Source organism: Salinisphaera sp. C84B14 (assembly GCF_040361435.1).
Classification (GTDB): Bacteria; Pseudomonadota; Gammaproteobacteria; order Nevskiales; family Salinisphaeraceae; genus Salinisphaera.
The window spans coordinates 1-18,093 of the sequence record NZ_APNL01000024.1; the positions used below are offsets into that span (position 1 = coordinate 1).

Below are 18,093 nucleotides of genomic sequence, written 5' to 3' on the forward strand. Positions count from 1 at the left end.
TGCGTACCTCGGCGTCCTTGAGCTGATGCTCGAGCTCGCGCGCGGTGTAGAGCGGGTTGATGTTGACCACCACAAGGCCGGCGCGCAGCGCGCCGAACAGGGCGGTGGCGTACTGCAGGCAGTTGGGCATCATGATGGCGATACGCTCGCCGCGCCGCATGCCCAGCGTCTGCTGCAGATAGGCGGCAAAAGCCCGGGACTTGGCCTCCATAGCCGTATAGGTCAGCGTTTGACCCATGTTGGAAAAGGCGGCGCGGTCGCCGTACTGCCTGCAGCTATGCTCGATGATATGGGCCAGCGAGTCGAATGCGCTGGCGTCAATATCCTGCTTGACCCCGATCGGATAGTTTTCGAACCAGTTCTTGTCCATATGCCCTCCCTCTGGCGTCTGGTATGGCCGGCGTCTTGATTAGACCGCCGGCTGCCTCCCCCTGTGTTCTGTCGCTTCGCCACCGGGTGTGCGCATGCTGGCACGCACCAGGTCCCGCAGCGACAGTTGTTCGAACACCTGTGTTCTAGCCTCAAGACTACGCGAAATCCAGCCCTCTACCTCACGATGCAGTCGGTCGTCGCGTGGCGTGGGCGCCGCATTCACATCGCCGCTGCGCGCCGCAGCCAGAATATCGTCGACCTTGAGCGACTCGATATCCTGGCGTGGCAGCAGCGTGATCGTGGTGTCCCCGCTTTCGATGAGCATGTTGGCTGCCACCAACTGGTCGACGATCGAATAGATATGATCGGGGGCCACGCGCAGATACCGTGCCAGCCGCGCGATTTGCCACGGCGGATTGGCATGCATGAAGTTGTAGCCGATCAGGCCCATCAATAAAAGCGCGATGCGCTCTCGGTCGGCGCCGCCCAGGCGCGGCGGGTAGGGCTCGCGGGTGAGCTGTTCCGGATGCTGGAGCAGAAACGCCACGCGACAGCCCAGCATCATGATCAGCCACGACACGTACAGCCAGACCAGCAACAGGATCAGGATCGCGAAGCTCGAGTAAATGGCGTTGTAGTTGCTGGAGTTGGAGGCGAACACGGCAAAGCCCAGGCTGGCGCTCTGCCAGAGTACGCCCGCAAATACGCCGCCGCCGATGGCCGGCAGCCAATGCACCTTGGTATTGGGCATGAAGGTATAGAGCAGCGTGAAGCCGATGCTGTAGAGCACGTAGGGCACCATCCGACCGGCGACATAAAGAGACGTGCCGAAAGGTTCGATCGTGCTCAGATATTCGACGACCGTATTGCTGGTCAGCGAAGCGGTCATGCTGCTCGCGGCAAGCACCACGATCGGCCCGACGATGAGAATGCTCAGGTATTCGGTGAAACGACGCCCGAGCGAGCGCATCTTTCTGACCTGCCAGATGTAGTTGCAGCCGGACTCGACCTTCTGGATGAGCGAGACCACCGAATACATCAGCAGCACCACGCCGATGGCGCCGAGCACGCCGACCTGCACGTTTTCGACGAAGCCGACGACCTTGTCGATGATTTCGTCGGCCTGGCTCCCGAGCGGGGCCAGGAAACGATGCAGCACCGGGCGCAGCGCGTTGTCCACCCCAAAAGCCTTGAGCATGGAAAAGGCCAGTGCGAGCAGGGGCACCAGCGACAGCAGGGTGGTATAGACCAGCCCCATGGCCCGCAGCGTGATTTCACCGTTCTGGAAGTCGCGCACGAGTATCTGGACGATGCGTACGGCGGTCACGCCCCAGCGTTTCGGCGCAGCCAGCTCGTCGAGCTCGGGCTGCCATATGGCCTCGTTGAAGCGGTTGCGAATCCGGGTCAGCATAGGGCGAGTTGCCTTGGGTGGCGGTCCGTAGGCATTGTAACCCTCTCCAGCGCTCGCGCTCGCATCGGCCTGTGAGACGCCGTCGACGCTGCGGCGTGAAGCGGCATGTGGCATACCGCGAGCATGCTTTGGAGCCGTTTTCTTATGAACGCAACCGCTTTCGATACCGATATCACCCGTGCCAGCGATAGTTCGCCGCGGGCCCTGCGTGATCTCAACGGGGCGCAGGCGTTCGTCGGCTCGCGCTGGGGCGAAGCGCTGTCGTCCGGCGGCGAGCTGCTGCGGGTGCTGGCCTTGCATCCGATCGCACTTGCGCGCGCACAGGCGTCGCTATCGCTGGAGATGACGCGTATCGCCGCTGGTCGCTCGAAGCTGCGCCCGGCGCCGGACGATCGGCGTTTCACCCATGTCGCCTGGCAGGAGAACCCCGCGTTTCGGCGCCTGTTGCAGGGCTATCTGGCCTGGTCGAGCGCGCTGCTGGAGCTCGTCCACGGTCTGCGCATTGGTGCCGATCAACGCCGTCGTCTGCTGTTCGTGGCCGAGCATCTGGTGGCCGCCGGCGCACCGACCAATCTGTTTGCGACGCACCCGGGCTTCTACGACGCGGCCGCGCAGACGCGCGGGCTGTCCATCCTGCGCGGTATTCGACACCTGCTCGAAGATATTCGTACCAATCGCGGCCTGCCGCGCCAGGTCGACGCGAGCGCTTTTCGCGTCGGACGCAACATCGCCGCGACCGAAGGCGCCGTGGTGTTTCGCAACGAGATTTTCGAGCTGATCCAGTACAGCCCGCGTACCGCTCGGGTCGATGCCCAGCCCGTTTTGTTCTGCCCGCCGCAGATCAACAAGTACTACGTAATCGACCTGTCGCCCGAGAAGAGCTTCGTGCGCCATGCGCTCGACTGCGGCCAGCAGATGTTCGCCATCTCCTGGCGCAACCCAACCGCCACCCAGAGCGACTGGGACCTGGCTGCCTACGTGCGGGCCACTGCCGAGGCGATCGATATCGTACGCGGCATCTGTGCCGAGCAGCCGGTCAAGCTCATGGGTGCCTGTGCCGGCGGCCTGACCGCGGCCGTGACGTTGGCCTGGCTGGCCGGACGCGGCGAGCAGGAGAAAGTGTCCTGCCTGTCGCTGTTCGTCACCATGCTCGATTCGCCGCGCGGCCGACGGCTGGCACGCGTGGCCGACGACGCGGCCGTGACCGCTGCGCTTGCGCGCTCACGCTTTACCGGTGTGCTCGACGGTGCCGATATGGCCCGCACCTTTGCCTGGCTACGCCCGAACGATCTCATCTGGCACTTCGTGGTCAATAACTATGTGCTCGGCAACGAGCCCCCGGCGTTCGACGTGCTCTACTGGAACAGCGATACCACGCGCCTGCCCGCTGCGCTGCACGCCGATCTGCTCATGATCTACCGGCGCAACCTGCTGCGTCGCGGCAGCGATTTTGCGATCGACGGTACAACGCTCGATATCGCGGCCATCGATCGCGACGTATTCGTGGTGGCCGGTGCGCGCGACCACATCACGCCCTGGCAGGCCTGCTACCGCTCGATGCAGATGTTTCGTACCAACATGCGTTTCGTGCTCGGTTCGGCCGGCCATGTCCAGTCGATACTATGTCCGCCGGACGACGACAGCATGCGGTTTTACGTCAACGACGATTACAGCCTCGACCCCGCGGCCTGGCGCCGCGGCGCGCGCGAACAGGCCGGTTCGTGGTGGCCGGCCTGGGTACGCTGGGCCGAATGCCATGGGGGAGCGCGCGTCGACGCGCCCACGGTCTACGGCAACGACAACCATGAGCCGATCGAGCCGGCTCCGGGACGCTATGTCCGCCAGATCTGAGCCGGCGCATATCGAACATGTGGCGCTCGACGGCGAGCGCCTGCATACCGCGTTCGTTTCGGGGCGCGGCGTGCCCTTGCTGTTGTGCAACGATTTCGTTGCCAACCTCGACATACTCGACGAATTCGCGACCGCCCTGGGGCGGCCGGTGCTGCGTTTCGACCTGCCCGGCGTGGGCACCTCGGCAGAGGTGGTGCGCATGCGCCGCATGCCGGCACTGGCGACACTGCTCGCGAAACTGCTCGATCACTACGGCCTGAGCGAGCCCGTCGACGTCATGGGCATTGGCTGGGGCGGGCTGCTGGCCCAGCAGTTCGCGCAGTCGCAGGGCGATCGGGTACGAAGACTCGTGCTGGCGGCGACGGCAAGCGGTCAGCTGATGTTTCCCGGCCGCCTGGCCAGTCTGGTTCGTCTGGCCCGCCCGGATGCGCTTGGCCGGGTTGCGCCCGACGGGGAGCAGGCAAGAATCGTCTTCGGCGGACGCCGCAACGATGAATGCCGACAGATCGCGACCGCATTTCGGCGTGCCACTGCGCCCACCCGGCGCGGTTATGCCGCGCAGATATATGCGCTGACCGGTTTCAGTAGCCTCACCTGGCTGCATCGCTTGAACATACCGACCCTCGTGCTCGCCGGGGACGACGATTCCATCGTGCCCACGGTCAACGCGCGGGTGCTGTCTTTATTGCTGCCGCAGGCACGCCTGGAGATTATTCGCGGCGGTGGCCACTGGTTCGTGCTCGAACGCACGGACGACGTGGTTCGAATGCTCGACGAGTTTCTCGAGGCTAAGGTTGCGATCAGCGCCGCCGATCAGAATAGTACGTTTTGAATTACGATATGCCTGCGCCATTTTTGTTGCGCTGCGGCAAAAGTCGTAGAATCGAGCGCGTCGCTTCGCGACATGTTATTCGCGCTTTCGAGGGGGCATCATGAGCGCAGTGGCCGCTGATAAAAACTCGCCCCGTCGCAGTCTACCGCCCAATTTGAGCGTCCTGCGCCGGCGCACGCGCATGCAGGTCGAGTCCGTCGACGTGGACGGGGTCGAGCTGCGCGTGGGCGTACGCCGGGGTCGCGGCCGGCCGATGCTGGTATTCAACGGTATCGGCGCCAATCTCGACATGACGTTACCGCTGGTCAACGCGCTCGACGATGTGGAAGTCATCGTATTCGACGTGCCCGGTGCCGGTGATTCCCCGGCGTTGACCGTGCCGCACCGGTTTCGCTGGCTGGCCCGGCTGTCGGCCCGGCTGCTCGACCGGCTAGGCTACGACTCGCCGATCAATATCGCCGGGGTCTCCTGGGGTGGGGCGCTGGCGCAGCAGTTCGCGCTGGACTTCCCCGAGCGCACCAACCGGCTGATTCTGGCGGCCACATCGCCCGGCATGCTGGCGTTGCCCGCGCGCTCGAACGTGCTCAAGCGCCTGACCAACGCCCGCCGCTTCCACAAGAACGAAAATCTTGCCCAGCTCGCGCCCACGCTTTATGGCGGGTTGATGCGGCGTCGCCCGGAACTGCTGGAACGCAACGGCCACTTTTCGCCCGATCCCTCGACGCGCGGTTACCTCAATCAGCTTATCGCCGGCCTGGGCTGGACCAGCGTGCATCGCCTGCATCGGCTGCGCTGCCCGACGCTGATCATGGGCGGTGACGACGACCCGGTCATGCCGCTGGTCAATATCCGATTGCTCTACTGGCTCATCCCCAAGTCCTATCTGCACATCGTGCGCGGCGGCGGGCATCTGTTTCTGCTGGTGCGCGCCAACGAAAGTGCGGCGGTGATCAAGCGCTTCATCAACGAGCGCCGCTATGACGGCAGCGATGGCCAGGACTACTTCGCCGCCCAGAACCTGCCGCCGGACGGCACCCTCAAGCCGCTGAGCGCGACCCGGACACTGCCCGACGTTGAGCCCTGATCGCGGCCATAGACTGGCGATGGCTTATCGCCAGATAGCTGGCCTCGGCCAGACTGCGGCGATCGTAGCCGCGCGGGTCGATCGGGGCACACAGGCGCACCTGGGCACGCATATCGTGGACCCGGAACAGATCCTTGAAATGCGGGCCAAGCGCTGCCTCGTCCACCCACGGCGCGAGCGCGTGGTGCATATCCGCCGGCGTGGTGTCGTCGCAGTAGCGCAGCGCCACCGGCAGCACCGGGTATTCGCCCTCGATGGCGGCGGCGAACAGGCGTGCATGAAAGCGACGCGGCATCGGGTCTGCCGTGGTGGTGCCTTCGGGGAAGAACAGAACCGAGCGGCCGGCATCGAGTACAGAACGGATCTTTTCCGAGGTTTCGGAGGTCTTGCCCGCGCCGCGGCTTAGAAACAGGGTGCCGGCTGCACGGGCGAACGCGCCCACGAGCGGCCAGCCGCCGATCTCGGCCTTGGATACGAACGAGGCATTGAATGCGTGGCCGAGTACGATGATATCCAGCCACGAGCAGTGATTGGCCACGATCAGCACCGGTCCGGCGGGCAGCTCGCCGTCGATTTCCAGGCCCACGTGTAATACGCGCAGCATGCGGCCGTGCCACCAGCGCACCAGTTTCCAGGAGCGTTTGCCAATCAACGGCACGCAGGGCAGCAACACGATGCCCAGCAGCAGCAAGCCAATCAGGCGCGCTGCCTTGAGACACATGCCGAAGCGTCCCATCAGCGGACGCGGGGCAGCAGAAAATGAAGAGTCAGCCATATCGCGGGCACAAGTTAGCCGCTTGGCCGGGTGTCGGCAAGTGCGCGGTCGGGAAAGCGATTTTTTAACAATCCTGTTCGCTATCCACGGCCGTGCGGCCGCGGCGATGTCGCCGCCGGGAGCTCAAAGAGCGTTCCGCCGGGCGCTCGGCTCTCAGTCCTGGGGCAGGGGCGGGATATTTTCGTAGATCGGGCGGAAGCGATTGACGATAGTGCAAAAAAGCCGCGCCGTTTGCTCGGTGTCGTAGCGCGCCGAATGCGCGGCGTCGTTATCCCAGCTCATGCCGGCCGCGGTCGCCGCACGTCGCAGCACGGTCTGGCCCAGCGCAACGCCGGCGAGCGTGGCCGTGTCGAAACAGGAAAAGGGATGGAACGGGCTGCGCTTGATGCCGGTGCGGGCGATGGCCGCATTCAGAAAGCCCAGATCGAAATGCGCGTTGTGGCCGACCAGCACGGCGCGTTTGCAGCCTGCTTCCTTGACCATGGTGCGCACCACCCGGAATACGCGTGCCAGCGCTTCACGCTCGGGTAGCGCGGGGCGCAGCGGATGGTGCGGATCGATACCGTTGACCTCGAGTGACGCTGGCTCGATGTTGGCGCCCTCGAAAGGCTCGACGTGATACGACACCGATTCGCGCAATTCGAGTTCGCCGTCGGCATTGAAGTCGACCGTGACTGCGGCGATTTCGAGCAGGGCATCGGTGGCATTGTTGAAGCCGCCCGTTTCCACGTCGACGACGACCGGCAAAAAGCCGCGAAAGCGTTGCGCCATCATCGGCAGCGCGGATTCGGAAGATTGGATATCTGTCATGGCGCGATAGTAGGCCCTGTTGACGTTTCATGCGAGTCCGCGCGCAGCACGGTCACCCGGCAGGGCCAGAGATATGGCGTGCCGCCCGGGCATTGCGCGCCGGCGCGCTGCAACAGCTTTTGTCGCAAAATAACCCCCGCTGCCTCGGGTTGGGCCGCAGATCGCGCCCTGGGGCGCCGGTATGAGAGCGCAAACGGCAATTCCTGCCGGTCGGCAGCCGCAGCGATATCGCGGCGTCACGCCCTGCCTGCGCGCCCATGCGCCGATGGCTGTGGCGCTCGGCGTGCGTATAATGCGCGGCTTGCTACGCCATTCATTGCGAACAGCCAAACACCAAGCCTATGAGCGACGTCAATAAAGTAGTGCTGGCCTATTCCGGCGGCCTGGATACCTCGGTCATCCTGAAATGGCTTCAGGACGAGTACGACTGCGAAGTCGTGACCTTTACCGCCGATATCGGCCAGGGCGAAGAACTCGATGAGGTCCGCCCCAAGGCCGAGAAGCTCGGGGTGCGGGAAGTCTTCATCGACGATCTGCGCGAAGAGTTCGTGCGCGATTTCGTCTACCCGATGTTTCGGGCCAATGCGATCTACGAGGGCGAATACCTGCTTGGTACCTCGATCGCGCGGCCGCTGATCTCCAAGCGGCTGGTCGAGATCGCGCGTGAAACCGGCGCCGATGCGATCGCCCATGGCGCTACCGGCAAGGGCAATGATCAGGTGCGCTTCGAATTGTCGGCCTATGCTCTGATGCCGGGCATCAAGGTGATCGCGCCGTGGCGCGAGTGGGAGTTGAATTCGCGGGAGAAGCTGCTCGCCTATGCCGAGGAAAACGGCATCGACATCCGCAAGAAGGCGGACGGGGGGTCGCCGTATTCCACCGACGCCAACGCGCTGCATATCTCCTACGAGGGCGGGGTGCTCGAAGACCCGTGGACGCCCGCCGAGGATTCCATGTGGGAATGGAGCGTGGCACCGGAAGAGGCGCCCGACGCGCCCCAGGAAATCGATCTCACCTTCGAAAAAGGCGATATCGTGGCCATCGACGGCGAACGGTTGACGCCTTACCAGGTGCTCGCACGGCTCAACGAACTGGCGGGCGCACATGGCATCGGCCGAATCGACATCGTGGAAAACCGCTATGTCGGCATGAAGTCGCGGGGCTGCTACGAAACGCCCGGCGGCACGGTCATGCTGCGTGCGCACCGCGCGATCGAGTCGATTACGCTGGATCGCGAAGCGGCCCACCTCAAGGACGAGCTGATGCCGCGCTATGCCAAACTCATCTACAACGGCTACTGGTTCTCGCCCGAGCGCGAGATGCTGCAGGCAGCGATCGACAGATCGCAGGCGCACGTCAACGGCACGGTGCGGGTGAAGCTCTACAAGGGCAGTGTATCCATCGTGGGCCGTGCCTCGGAAAGCGACAGCCTGTTCGACGAGGCGATCGCCACGTTCGAGGATGATCGCGGCGCCTACGATCAGAAGGATGCCGCCGGCTTCATCCGTCTGAACGCGCTGCGGCTGCGCCTGGGGCATCGCCAGCGCTAGAACGGCCTATCCGTCGGCATGAAGAAACGCGTCGTTTTAACGGCGCGTTTTTTTTGCCCGATGGGCGCAAGCCGCATCGCGTTCGGCCGTTATTTGTAGCTCGACAGGCCAGTACCGACTTCGCCTCGAGAGTTCGAGTCAGTAACGCCCGACTTGAAGGGTGATCGAGGTGCGCTAGTAATGGTGCGTCTGGTCGGCGACGTCATGTATCGCGCCAAGCGCTATCGAAGAACCGCAGCCGCCATTAAAATGGCGCGCGCCAAACGGATCGATGCGCATATCGCATCGACTTTTTACTGCAAGAGTGCACCCCATGGGCCAGGTGGTCATCTCGCTGGCGGCGATGTTTGCCAGCCTTACCCTGTTCATTGCCGGCACGTCGCTGCTGACCACGGTCGTGGCCGTCGAGCTCGGCTCAGATCAGCTGTCCACGCTACAGATCGGCCTCATTCTGGGTTGTCATAGCGTTGGCTTCGTCATCGGTTCGCTGTTCGCGACGCGGCTCGTGCGACGCGTGGGTCAGGTACGTTCGTTTGCGGCCTTTGCGGCCGTGGCCTGTTCGGCTTCGCTGATCCACCCGCTGTTTTTCGACGGCGCACTCTGGGCAGTATTGCGTGTGCTGGTCGGCTTCTGTGCGGCCGGGCTGATCATGGTGCTGGAAAGCTGGATTTCCGGGCGTGCCACGCACGCGATTCGCGGGGCGCTGCTGGGCATCTATCAGGTCGTGTTCTTCTTTGCCGCCGCGCTCGGCCAGTATCTGGTGTCGCTGGGTGAAACCGACGACTACCCGATCTATACCATCGTGGCCATTCTTATCGTGATGTCGCTGGTGCCCTTGGCGTTGACCCGCTCGGAAGCACCGGCGCCGGATGCCGCTACCCGGCTGAGGTTTCGCCAGCTCTATGCGTTGTCGCCCAGTGGCCTGCTGGGCGGTATCGCCGGCGGCGCGCTGGTGGCCGGCTTCAGTACGCTCGCACCGGTGTATGCGAGCGATATCGGCATGAGTCTGTCGGAGGTTTCGCGCTACATGGCGTTCGCGGTGGTGGCCACCATGGTCGTGCAATGGCCGGTGGGCCGTCTGTCCGACCATTTTGATCGGCGTCTGACCATTGCCGTGGTCAGCTGTATTGCCACGGCGGCCGGTATCGTGGCCGCGGTCGCCGGCGCCACCGATATGCGGCTGCTCTATATCGCGACCGCGCCCTTGTTCGGCCTGGCGGCCTGTCTCTATCCGGTCAGCCTGTCGATGATCAACGACTATATGGACAGCGGTGACCCGATCGCGGCCAGCGCCGGGCTGCTGCTGGCCTATGGCGTGGGCACCTGTATCGGCCCGGTGGCGGGTGCACTGGCCATGCAGGCCCTGGGCCCGCCGGGGCTGTTCGCGTTTCTGGCCGGCGTTTTCGCGCTGTTTTCGCTGTTCGTATTCTGGCGTGGCTTTACCACGCCGTCGGTAGCGGTGGCCGAGCAGAGCCGTTTCGTGACCATCGTGGCGGCCAATACCAGTCCGGCGATTCTGGAACTCGATCCGCGTCACGACCTCTATATGGAGACGCCGCATGTATTCGACGAGTTGCATGCGACGCGTGACGCGACCGATGCGCCGCCCGAGCCAAGCGGCGGCGAGTCGGCTGAAAACGCCGGTCGTCCGGGCGTTTGAGCCAGATAAAAGCGACTTTTTCTCTTGGGGCCTTTAGCGTAGGCTTGCGGTTTCCAGAATTGGACATGGATGATTTCAATGAAACGATATATGGCTTTGTTGGCGTGCCTGTTCGCGCTTACGGCATGCGGTAACCAGTCGGACGCCGACAACGCGTCGGCCGATGCAGGTGCCTCCAACGGTAACGACAGCGCCGCCAGCGCCGAAGGTGGCGATAGCGCCGCCAACAGCGACAAGGCCGGCGATTTCGACAGCGACAAGGCGCGTCGCAGCTATGCGCTGGGCATGGACATCGGCAATTCGCTCAAGGAGCTGCCGGTGGATATCCAGGTCGACGAGCTCTCCGAGGGCGTAAGCGACGTGGTCAGCGGCAAGGAAACGCGCCTGAGCCAGGACGAGCTCGATAGCGTTATGCAGAGCTTCGTCAAGGAGATGGAGGCCGCACAGCAGCAGAAGGCCAGCGAGCAGGCACAGAACAACCTCGAAAAGGGAAAGAAGTTCCTGGCCGAGAACAAGGACAAGGACGGAGTCAAGACCACCGATAGCGGTCTGCAGTACAAGGTGCTCGAAGAAGGGGACGGCCCCACGCCGAGCGCGGACGACAGCGTGACCGTGCACTACACGGGCAAGCTCATTGACGGCACGGTCTTCGACAGCTCGCGCGAACGCGGCGAGCCGGTGACCTTCCCGGTGGATGCGGTCATCCCCGGCTGGACCGAAGCGCTGCAGCTGATGAAGCAGGGCGCCAAGTACGAGCTCTATATTCCGGCCAAGCTCGCCTACGGCGAACGCGGCGCGGGTGCTCAGATCGGCCCGAACGAGACGCTGATCTTCGACGTCGAGCTGCTCAAGGTAGGCGGCGGCGAAGGCGACAATAGCGCGGGCAGCGGACAGGGCAAAGCCCAGCCCGACGCCAACGCCGACGCCGATACCAACTCGTAACGCGTGAGCGCGCGGCCTATCGGCCGCAGATAACGAAGCCGCCGGCAATCGTGCCGGCGGCTTTTTTTGTGCGTAGAACCACGCGGGATGGCGGATTGTTGGGGCCCGTTAACGCAAGCGCCAATCGTCGTCTCGCCTTCCGGGAATTCGCCAGGCCAGGCGCGAACAGAGACGTTCTGTGAGCCCAATGAACGGTGCGCAACGCTGCATCGTGGATTTTTCGAACGCATCCCGTCGGGACGCGCCCCCTGCGTGATTATTCAAGGTGCGCGATCCGGCATTGCAGCTCGCGCGTGTCGCAAAGCGACACCACGCGCAGCGCGCATTGTCTTGCACGGAAAATGAGAGACGGGGCGGCGATTTCGTTCGCGGTAACAGGCCCTGGTCCGGTACGGGAACCGCTGACTGCGTTCGTCGTTTTCCACGCCATCGAAAGACAGGCCGGCGCATGCGCTTCGTTTCTTTCAATGGCTTGATGGCCGGGTCAAAAGACGGCGCGGTGCAGGGCAGTGGTCTAGGAACGCTCGACGCGGCTATCGAAAAGGCGTTGCAGGTTGTTGCGCTCGAGCGCGGTGGGCCGCCGCCATAACAGTCCGTGGCGCGTGTGCCAGCGCACCGCCTGTACAAACAGCGGCGTGGGTGCCGGCCCGTTGGTCGCATCGGGGGCCGTCAGTTCAATACGAAACACCGTGCCGGTATGAAAAAGCGCCGCCCGCAGGCGCTCGCGCGGATCGCAGGCGCGTTCGATCCGTTGATGCACTTCGTCGAAAGCCTGGTGCAAGCTGGAGCGCAGCACGGCGGCGGCCGGTGGACGCCCAGGGCCGGTCCAGCATAGCCATAGTCCGGCGATATCGGCATTCGACGCCTTCAGATCGTCGATGCCGACATCGAGGGCCCGCGTGAGCTCGTCCACCAGTCGATCCCAGACCCGGCCGTTGCGTTCCCAGGCCTGGATGCGCCGCAGTCGCGACGCCGGTTTCGCGGATGCAAGCACGGCGTCGCCGAGTGCCTGCTGGGTCAAGCCACGCTGTTCGCGCCAATGGCGAATGCGCCCTGGATCGAGGGATATACTCTTCTTCATCGCGACAATCGCGTTTAGTAGACGGGTCCGCCTTCCGTATCGAGGCTGCATTCAGCCAGCTCGTGGTGTTCGTTACAGCGAAGCTTCTTGAGCAGACGCTGCATGCGGTGGCTATACCATTGCTCCTGCCAGAGTCGCTCGCGCACGTCCCGAAACATTTGCCGGTAGCGCTCGGCACGCTCGGGTTCGATAACCACCCAGCGGTCGTAGGGCAAACGCGCTTCGGCCTTTTCCAGACGCTCGATCATGCGCGAGGAGAGGGTATTGGCGACCCAGCTACGCGAGCTCGGCCCGAAATCCGGGTCAAAACGGTTCTGGTGCACGACGATCTGGCCGGACAGCATGCCGAGCACGAAGTTGGCAATACCACCATCGGGCGTAATGCCGTGCTCAAGCTCGAGTGGCTCGTAGGCGATGGCCGGCGCATAGGTCATATCGGCGCTGCCGTTGTTGAACAGCGGGCCGAGCGAGGCGATATCCGCAGGCACGGGGGACGCGCCGACCGCTTCCACCACCCGGCGCGAGGCGCGATCGTAGGAAAGAATGGCGATGCGCTTGCCGGCCAGCCGGTCGAGGCTTTCCAGATTGCTGCGATCGCGGGCGAACAGAAACACCTTGCCCAGCGGCACGACGCCGACCACTTCGTTACCGTTGGCCTGCATGAGGGGCGCCGCTTTGGGCGCTGCCATGGCCTTGATGGCACGACGCAGCGACTCGTAGCTTTGCAGGCCGCCGGCCATGTCGAGGCTGCCGGCAAAGGGCACCAGCGATCGGGTCCGCACGCCGGAGATTACGACCATGTCGCATTTGCCGGCCTTGAAATCGTTGGCGGCCACGGTTTCGTCGGTATACGCGCGGGCCTGAAGGGCGTAGCCCCAGTCCCGGGCCGCGACCGCATAGTCGGTGAACAGCTCGTAGACGAAGCCATCGGCCCCGACCGGATCGAACACACAGGCCACACGGCTCGGCTGGGCCTGAGCGAACGCCTGTGTGCATGCAAGAACACACATGGCGAAAAGGCCACGAACAACGAATCGTTTCATCGGATACGTTAAGTCTCTATGTGAACAGTTGTACACATTAGAGTTGAAACGAGCCCAAGTCAACAACTGTTCACATCGTTGGCTGACGCGTTCTCGGGCCTGTTAAAGCTATCGCCAATCGTCGCGTTGCGAGGAATTCGCCAGGCTAGGCGCGAGGGCAGATGTTGGGTGAACCACCGACCGAGACGCAGTGCCGCATGGTGGATTTTCGAACGCACGTCGTTTGTACGCGGGCCCGTGCCTGATGATTCAGGGCGCGCGACCCGGCGTTGCAGCTCGCGCATTGTCTTGCACGAAAGAGGCCCGCGACGCGACGATTTCGATTGCGTTAACAGGCCCTGACACGTACCCGCTGAGCGATCGCCGCAGCGCGAAGACGGCCTCGGCGCGCCAGTGGTCGCGGCCCGAGCGGGCCGCGACTACGCATTACATGGCTGCTTCGATACCGAGCTGGTCGAAACCCTTGGCCTGGTAATTTTCGCGGAACATGTCGCGCAGCATTTCGGCCTGCTTGTCGTAGGCTGCCTTGTCTTCCCAGGTGTTGCGGGGGTTCAGGATATCGCTGGGTACGCCCGGGCACTGCGTGGGCATGGCGAGATTGAAGATCGGATGGTTCTCGTACTCGGTGTTCTCCGGATCGAGATCGCCGGCGAGCGCGGCGTTGAGCAGGGCACGCGTGTGCTTGATGGAAATGCGCTTGCCCACGCCGTGCGGACCGCCGGACCAGCCGGTGTTGAGCAGAATGCAGCGGGCCTTGTGGGTGCGCATCTTCTCGGCCAGGATTTCGGCATAGACCGACGGTTTCTGCGACATGAAGGGCGCGCCGAAGCAGGCGGAGAATGCGGCCTTGGGCTCGGTGACACCGACTTCCGTACCGGCGAGTTTGGAGGTGAAGCCCGATACGAAGTGATACATCACGTCCTTCGTATCCAGCAGCGACACCGGCGGCAGTACGCCAAAGGCATCGGCGGTCAGCAGTACGATGGTTTCCGGATGCGGGCCGCGCGCGCCGTCGGCGACGTTCGGGTTGGCCGACAGCGGATAGGATAGGCGCGTGTTTTCGGTGATCGAGCCGTCGGTCAGGTCGAGATCCTGCGGATCGGTGTCGGCCAAGGCCTTGCCGGGCAGCGGCGGCACGTTCTCGATGATGCAGCCCGGGGTGGACAGCGCGCCGGCGATCACCGGCTCCGCGTCCTTGTCGAGATCGATGAGCTTGGCGTAGCAGCCGCCTTCGAAATTGGATACGCCGTCTTCGGTCCAGGCATGTTCGTCGTCGCCGATCAGCTCGCGATTCGGGTCGGCGGAGAGGGTCGTCTTGCCGGTGCCGGACAGGCCGAACAGGATCGCGCCGTCGCCGCGTGCGCCCACGTTGGCCGAGCAGTGCATGGGCATTTCGCCCATTTCCGGCAACAGGTAGTTCATGACCGTGAACATGGTCTTCTTGACCACGCCGCAGTAGTCGGCCCGGCCCAGTACCAGACCGATACGATTGCGGATATCGATGATCACCGCGCGGTTGGATTTGGTGCCGTCGCGGGCCGGGTCGCAGTGAAAGCTCGGCACGTTGAGCAGCGTCCAGCGCTTGTCATCCGGGTTTTCCACGTCGACGCCGTCGGCGAACATGTTCTTGGCGAACAGGGCATGAGTCGCGAATTCGCCCACGAACCGATACGGCACCGCGTACGAAGCATCCCAGCCGCAGTAGACGTCCTGAACATACAGGTGCCGGCCGCGCTCATTGAGATGGGCCGCGACACGATCGAGCAGCGGCTGAAAATTATCCGGCGCGAACTGCTGGAAGTCCGACTTCCACCAGATTTTATCCGCGACCTCGGGCCACGCCACGGCGAAGGTGTCCTGGACCGGGCGCCCAGTGCAGCTGGGGTCGGAGTAGTAGACCAGCGGGCCTTCCAGGCCCAGCGCGGTTTCGTAGGCCTTGGGTTCATCGTCCGGTCCGTCGGTACGGATCCGGCCGCGATCGTGCGCAAGCGCCTCGCTAAAGAGCGCGTCCTTGCCGAGATTGTGGCGGTACTCCAGGCCGTCCAGGCCCAGCGTCTTGTTCAACTCGGCATTCAAACTCATATGCACTTGTCCTGAAGGCATCCGGCCCGCCGGGCCGGCAAAAACGCGCAGATTACCGGTAAGGGTTGTGGCTGGCAATACGCCAGCGTACCCGCGGCAGTGCGCCTGCGGGGCGGCCATGTTCGCGTTAGTCCGACGTCGAGGAACGCGGCGTCAGGCCGCTGTACTGGTGGATATCCCCGTCGTCGATCTTGAACTGGTTGGGCACACGCACGATCAGCGCCCCGTCCATTTGCGCGCTGATGGTGCCCGCGGCGCTCTGGGCGCGGTAATGGTAAAGGTTGAATTTCAGCCGCTCGTCCGAGTCGCTCATCAACTGCAGGTTCGCGTTCACGAGCAGGGTGGAGTAGAAGCGGGCGTCGCCGGCCTGCAGCCAGATATAGCTGTCGGTAGCGACCGGCGGATCGCTGAAACCCGCAGACGATGTATCGCTGGAAAACTTGAGCGTGAGCCCGGCATCGCTGAGCGTGGCGCTGTCGATATGGTCGATCTGTACGTGCGGCGGTGGGAAAATCCGTTCCGGATCCATGATCAGCTTGTCTTTCTCAAGCTTTATGCCCTCGCGATCGAACGGGGTGAGCGTGGCCAGATCGAGCCCGACCCCCGACAGCAGCGCTTTGACGGGCATACCGAACTGTTTGACCTGGGTGGGGGCATAGACCAGCTTGTTGTCGCCGGTCACCGTAATCGGGCCCTCGAGCGTGGTCGGCAGTCCCCCGACGGGCGGGATGAACTCGAACAGGCGGGCACCGACTTCCACGGTGAGCGTGTCCTTGGAGGTCTTGTTCGTTACGCGTGAAAGAGAGCGCGGCTGATAGTCGAGCAGATAGTTGTTGAACAGCGCATCCAGATCCTTCGGCCGGACCACCAGCTCGCCGGAGAGGATATGAATATCGAACTGTTCCGGATCGTCGAAGTTCACCGGTTCCCCGGCGTTGCGCGGTATGAGCAGGGCGCGCAGGTTGTCCACGTAATAGCCGACGTTCTTGTCCATGAAGAACTCGACGTTTTTCGCCTGCAGTGCAATAGCGCGCACGCCCGAGTCGCGCAGCGTGAACTGGCCGACGTCCGACTTGAGCGCATCCGGCAGTAGACGCTGACTCCATGTGCGGCGCAGCGTCGCGTAACGCTGTTGTTGCGCCGTCACAACCTTGGGCTGCACCGTCTTCTTGTCGTTGACGTCGGCCGGGCTCTGTGCCGTGTCCTCGTCTTTTTCGTCCGGGTCCTGTTCGTCCGGGTCCCGGCTTTCTTCGTCATTGAGCGCAGGGGCCAGCCGTCCGGGCTCGGGGCCCAGCGACTTGCGCATCTGGCCTTGGGCCAAGCCGGCGCCACTCGTGGTCAGCAGCAGTAACGCGACGGCGAGCAGGGACAACCCGCGAGCCCTGCGCATGCCCCGGTTCGGGAAGGAGGCTTCAGGATGCATCGCTATCCTCCGGCAGGGCGGACCCCACGTAGTCGACGGGCACGTAGTCGGCGAGATAAATCGCGATTTCACCGGCCGGGGTGGCATCGAGCACGCCGTTGACCATCTGTTCGCGATAATTGTAGAGCGAGGCATCGAGCTTGCCGCCATCGCGCGCCATCAGCTGCAGGCGGGCATCGGTAATCACCGCTCTTTGAATACGTATGTCGCCACCCTGGAGCATTACATAGCTGTCGCTCTTTACCACCGGCTCCGGCAATTCGGGGTTCTTGTCGCTGGTGATATCGAGATGAACACCCGCGCTGTCGATTTTCATGTTTGCGACGTGCACGCTCTGCTCCGGGGGCGGCAGGGCATGATTGAGGTCGAGCACCACGTTGTTACCGGAGAAACCGGCGCCCTCGGACTCGATCTGCAGCAGTTTCGATAGCTGCAGGTTGATCGCCTCGAGCAGACCTTTTGCTTCCATGGGCCCGAGCTTGATTTCGTCCGGCCGATAGACGAACAGATGGCCTTGTTCCAGCGTTACCTGTCCGGCCATGTGGAAGGGCAGCCATACGCCGGGTATTTTTGCCGCCTCGCCTTCCACCACCAGCTGGCCGCTGTCGTCGGTCGAGGCTTCGATGTTGCGCAGCTGGGAGTCGTCGTAATCCGCCAGATACTGGTTGAAAAGTGCCGACAACGCTTTCGGCGGCAGCGTGACCTGGCCGTGCAAGGGATGAAAGATGAAAGAGGTGGGATCGTCCAGCACGATGGGATTACCCGGCGTGCGCGGAAACAGAACGGCCGAGAGCTCGGTGGTATCGAAAGCAATGTCGCCGACGATCCGGAAATACACGTTCTTGATGAACAGGCCGACCGACTTGCGGCCCGAGTCGCGCAGAGTCCGTTCGCGGATGACCGGGTTGAAGTCTTCCGAGAAGCTGTTCTGCCCGTCGTTGTAGTCTTCGATCGAGGCGAGCTGGGCATGCTTCGCGGTAATGATGGTGGCCGATTCGGCCGCTTCCGGCTGGGCCGCCTTCATGGCAATCACCGCGCCGGCGCACAGCACCACGAGCCCGGCGATCGTGATGCCCACGATCTTTTTTCTTGTCATCGACGTTTCTCCTCGCACGTCGTTATTTCATTGCATCGTCACGTAAAGACGACGTAATGACAACTTATCTTTTCGCAAATC

Annotated in this window: 15 protein-coding genes; 6 read left to right on the forward strand and 9 right to left on the reverse strand. The window is 63.3% G+C overall.

The features are described from left to right. Both C84B14_RS16350 and C84B14_RS16355 read right to left on the reverse strand, forming a co-directional pair. Window positions 1-370, reverse strand: a 370-nt coding sequence (locus C84B14_RS16350) for an AMP-binding protein (protein ID WP_353225692.1), incomplete at its 3' end; no start/stop codon positions are given. A 39-nt stretch (window positions 371-409) separates the two neighbouring features. Continuing rightward, window positions 410-1,783, reverse strand: coding sequence for a YihY/virulence factor BrkB family protein (locus C84B14_RS16355; RefSeq protein ID WP_353225693.1), 1,374 nt, complete (start codon window positions 1,781-1,783; stop codon window positions 410-412). Window positions 1,784-1,927: 144 nt separating this feature from the next. Here C84B14_RS16355 and C84B14_RS16360 point away from each other — a divergent pair, with 144 nt between their 5' ends. The 3 genes from C84B14_RS16360 to phaZ all read left to right on the forward strand — a co-directional run bounded on the left by C84B14_RS16360 (window position 1,928) and on the right by phaZ (window position 5,550). Further along, on the forward strand, window positions 1,928-3,634 hold the full coding sequence (locus C84B14_RS16360; protein ID WP_353225695.1) for a PHA/PHB synthase family protein: 1,707 nt from the start codon (window positions 1,928-1,930) through the stop codon (window positions 3,632-3,634). After that, a complete protein-coding gene (locus C84B14_RS16365) occupies window positions 3,618-4,466 on the forward strand; it encodes an alpha/beta fold hydrolase (RefSeq protein ID WP_353225697.1) in 849 nt (282 codons plus the stop codon). Before C84B14_RS16360 ends, C84B14_RS16365 begins: the two co-directional genes overlap by 17 nt. Before the next feature lie 100 nt (window positions 4,467-4,566). Next, window positions 4,567-5,550 (forward strand): poly(3-hydroxyalkanoate) depolymerase, encoded by a 984-nt coding sequence (phaZ, locus tag C84B14_RS16370; protein WP_353225698.1) that lies wholly within the window; start codon window positions 4,567-4,569, stop codon window positions 5,548-5,550. Here phaZ and C84B14_RS16375 read toward each other — a convergent pair. Then, a complete protein-coding gene (locus tag C84B14_RS16375; protein WP_348766815.1) occupies window positions 5,504-6,325 on the reverse strand; it encodes a lysophospholipid acyltransferase family protein in 822 nt (273 codons plus the stop codon). The two genes, phaZ and C84B14_RS16375, sit on opposite strands and share 47 nt — an antisense overlap. Before the next feature lie 153 nt (window positions 6,326-6,478). Continuing rightward, complete coding sequence (rnt, locus tag C84B14_RS16380) at window positions 6,479-7,135, reverse strand: ribonuclease T (RefSeq protein WP_348766814.1); 657 nt, start codon at window positions 7,133-7,135, stop codon at window positions 6,479-6,481. 341 nt (window positions 7,136-7,476) lie between these two features. Between rnt and C84B14_RS16385 the strand changes: the two genes are divergently transcribed. From C84B14_RS16385 to bamJ, 3 genes are all read left to right on the forward strand, one after another. Further along, a complete protein-coding gene (locus tag C84B14_RS16385; RefSeq protein ID WP_353225701.1) occupies window positions 7,477-8,685 on the forward strand; it encodes an argininosuccinate synthase in 1,209 nt (402 codons plus the stop codon). A 313-nt stretch (window positions 8,686-8,998) separates the two neighbouring features. Beyond that, window positions 8,999-10,345, forward strand: a complete 1,347-nt coding sequence (locus C84B14_RS16390; RefSeq protein ID WP_353225703.1) for an MFS transporter — start codon at window positions 8,999-9,001, stop codon at window positions 10,343-10,345. A 78-nt stretch (window positions 10,346-10,423) separates the two neighbouring features. Then, window positions 10,424-11,287, forward strand: coding sequence for a BamJ family beta-barrel-assembly machinery protein (bamJ, locus tag C84B14_RS16395; protein ID WP_353225705.1), 864 nt, complete (start codon window positions 10,424-10,426; stop codon window positions 11,285-11,287). A 514-nt stretch (window positions 11,288-11,801) separates the two neighbouring features. Here bamJ and C84B14_RS16400 read toward each other — a convergent pair. From C84B14_RS16400 to C84B14_RS16420, 5 genes are all read right to left on the reverse strand, one after another. Beyond that, window positions 11,802-12,368, reverse strand: coding sequence for a hypothetical protein (locus C84B14_RS16400; RefSeq protein ID WP_353225707.1), 567 nt, complete (start codon window positions 12,366-12,368; stop codon window positions 11,802-11,804). A 14-nt stretch (window positions 12,369-12,382) separates the two neighbouring features. Further along, window positions 12,383-13,378, reverse strand: a complete 996-nt coding sequence (locus C84B14_RS16405) for a putative solute-binding protein (protein WP_353225709.1) — start codon at window positions 13,376-13,378, stop codon at window positions 12,383-12,385. Window positions 13,379-13,837: 459 nt separating this feature from the next. Then, window positions 13,838-15,493: a phosphoenolpyruvate carboxykinase (ATP) gene (locus tag C84B14_RS16410; protein ID WP_353225711.1), complete on the reverse strand. Its 1,656-nt coding sequence runs from the start codon at window positions 15,491-15,493 to the stop codon at window positions 13,838-13,840. A 127-nt stretch (window positions 15,494-15,620) separates the two neighbouring features. After that, window positions 15,621-16,916 carry a hypothetical protein gene (locus C84B14_RS16415; protein WP_353225712.1) on the reverse strand — a complete coding sequence of 432 codons (1,296 nt, stop codon included), beginning with the start codon at window positions 16,914-16,916 and terminating at the stop codon, window positions 15,621-15,623. Then, window positions 16,906-18,012, reverse strand: coding sequence for a hypothetical protein (locus tag C84B14_RS16420; protein WP_353225714.1), 1,107 nt, complete (start codon window positions 18,010-18,012; stop codon window positions 16,906-16,908). The genes C84B14_RS16415 and C84B14_RS16420 overlap by 11 nt, the downstream gene beginning before the upstream one ends. Between the last annotated feature and the right edge of the window lie 81 nt (window positions 18,013-18,093).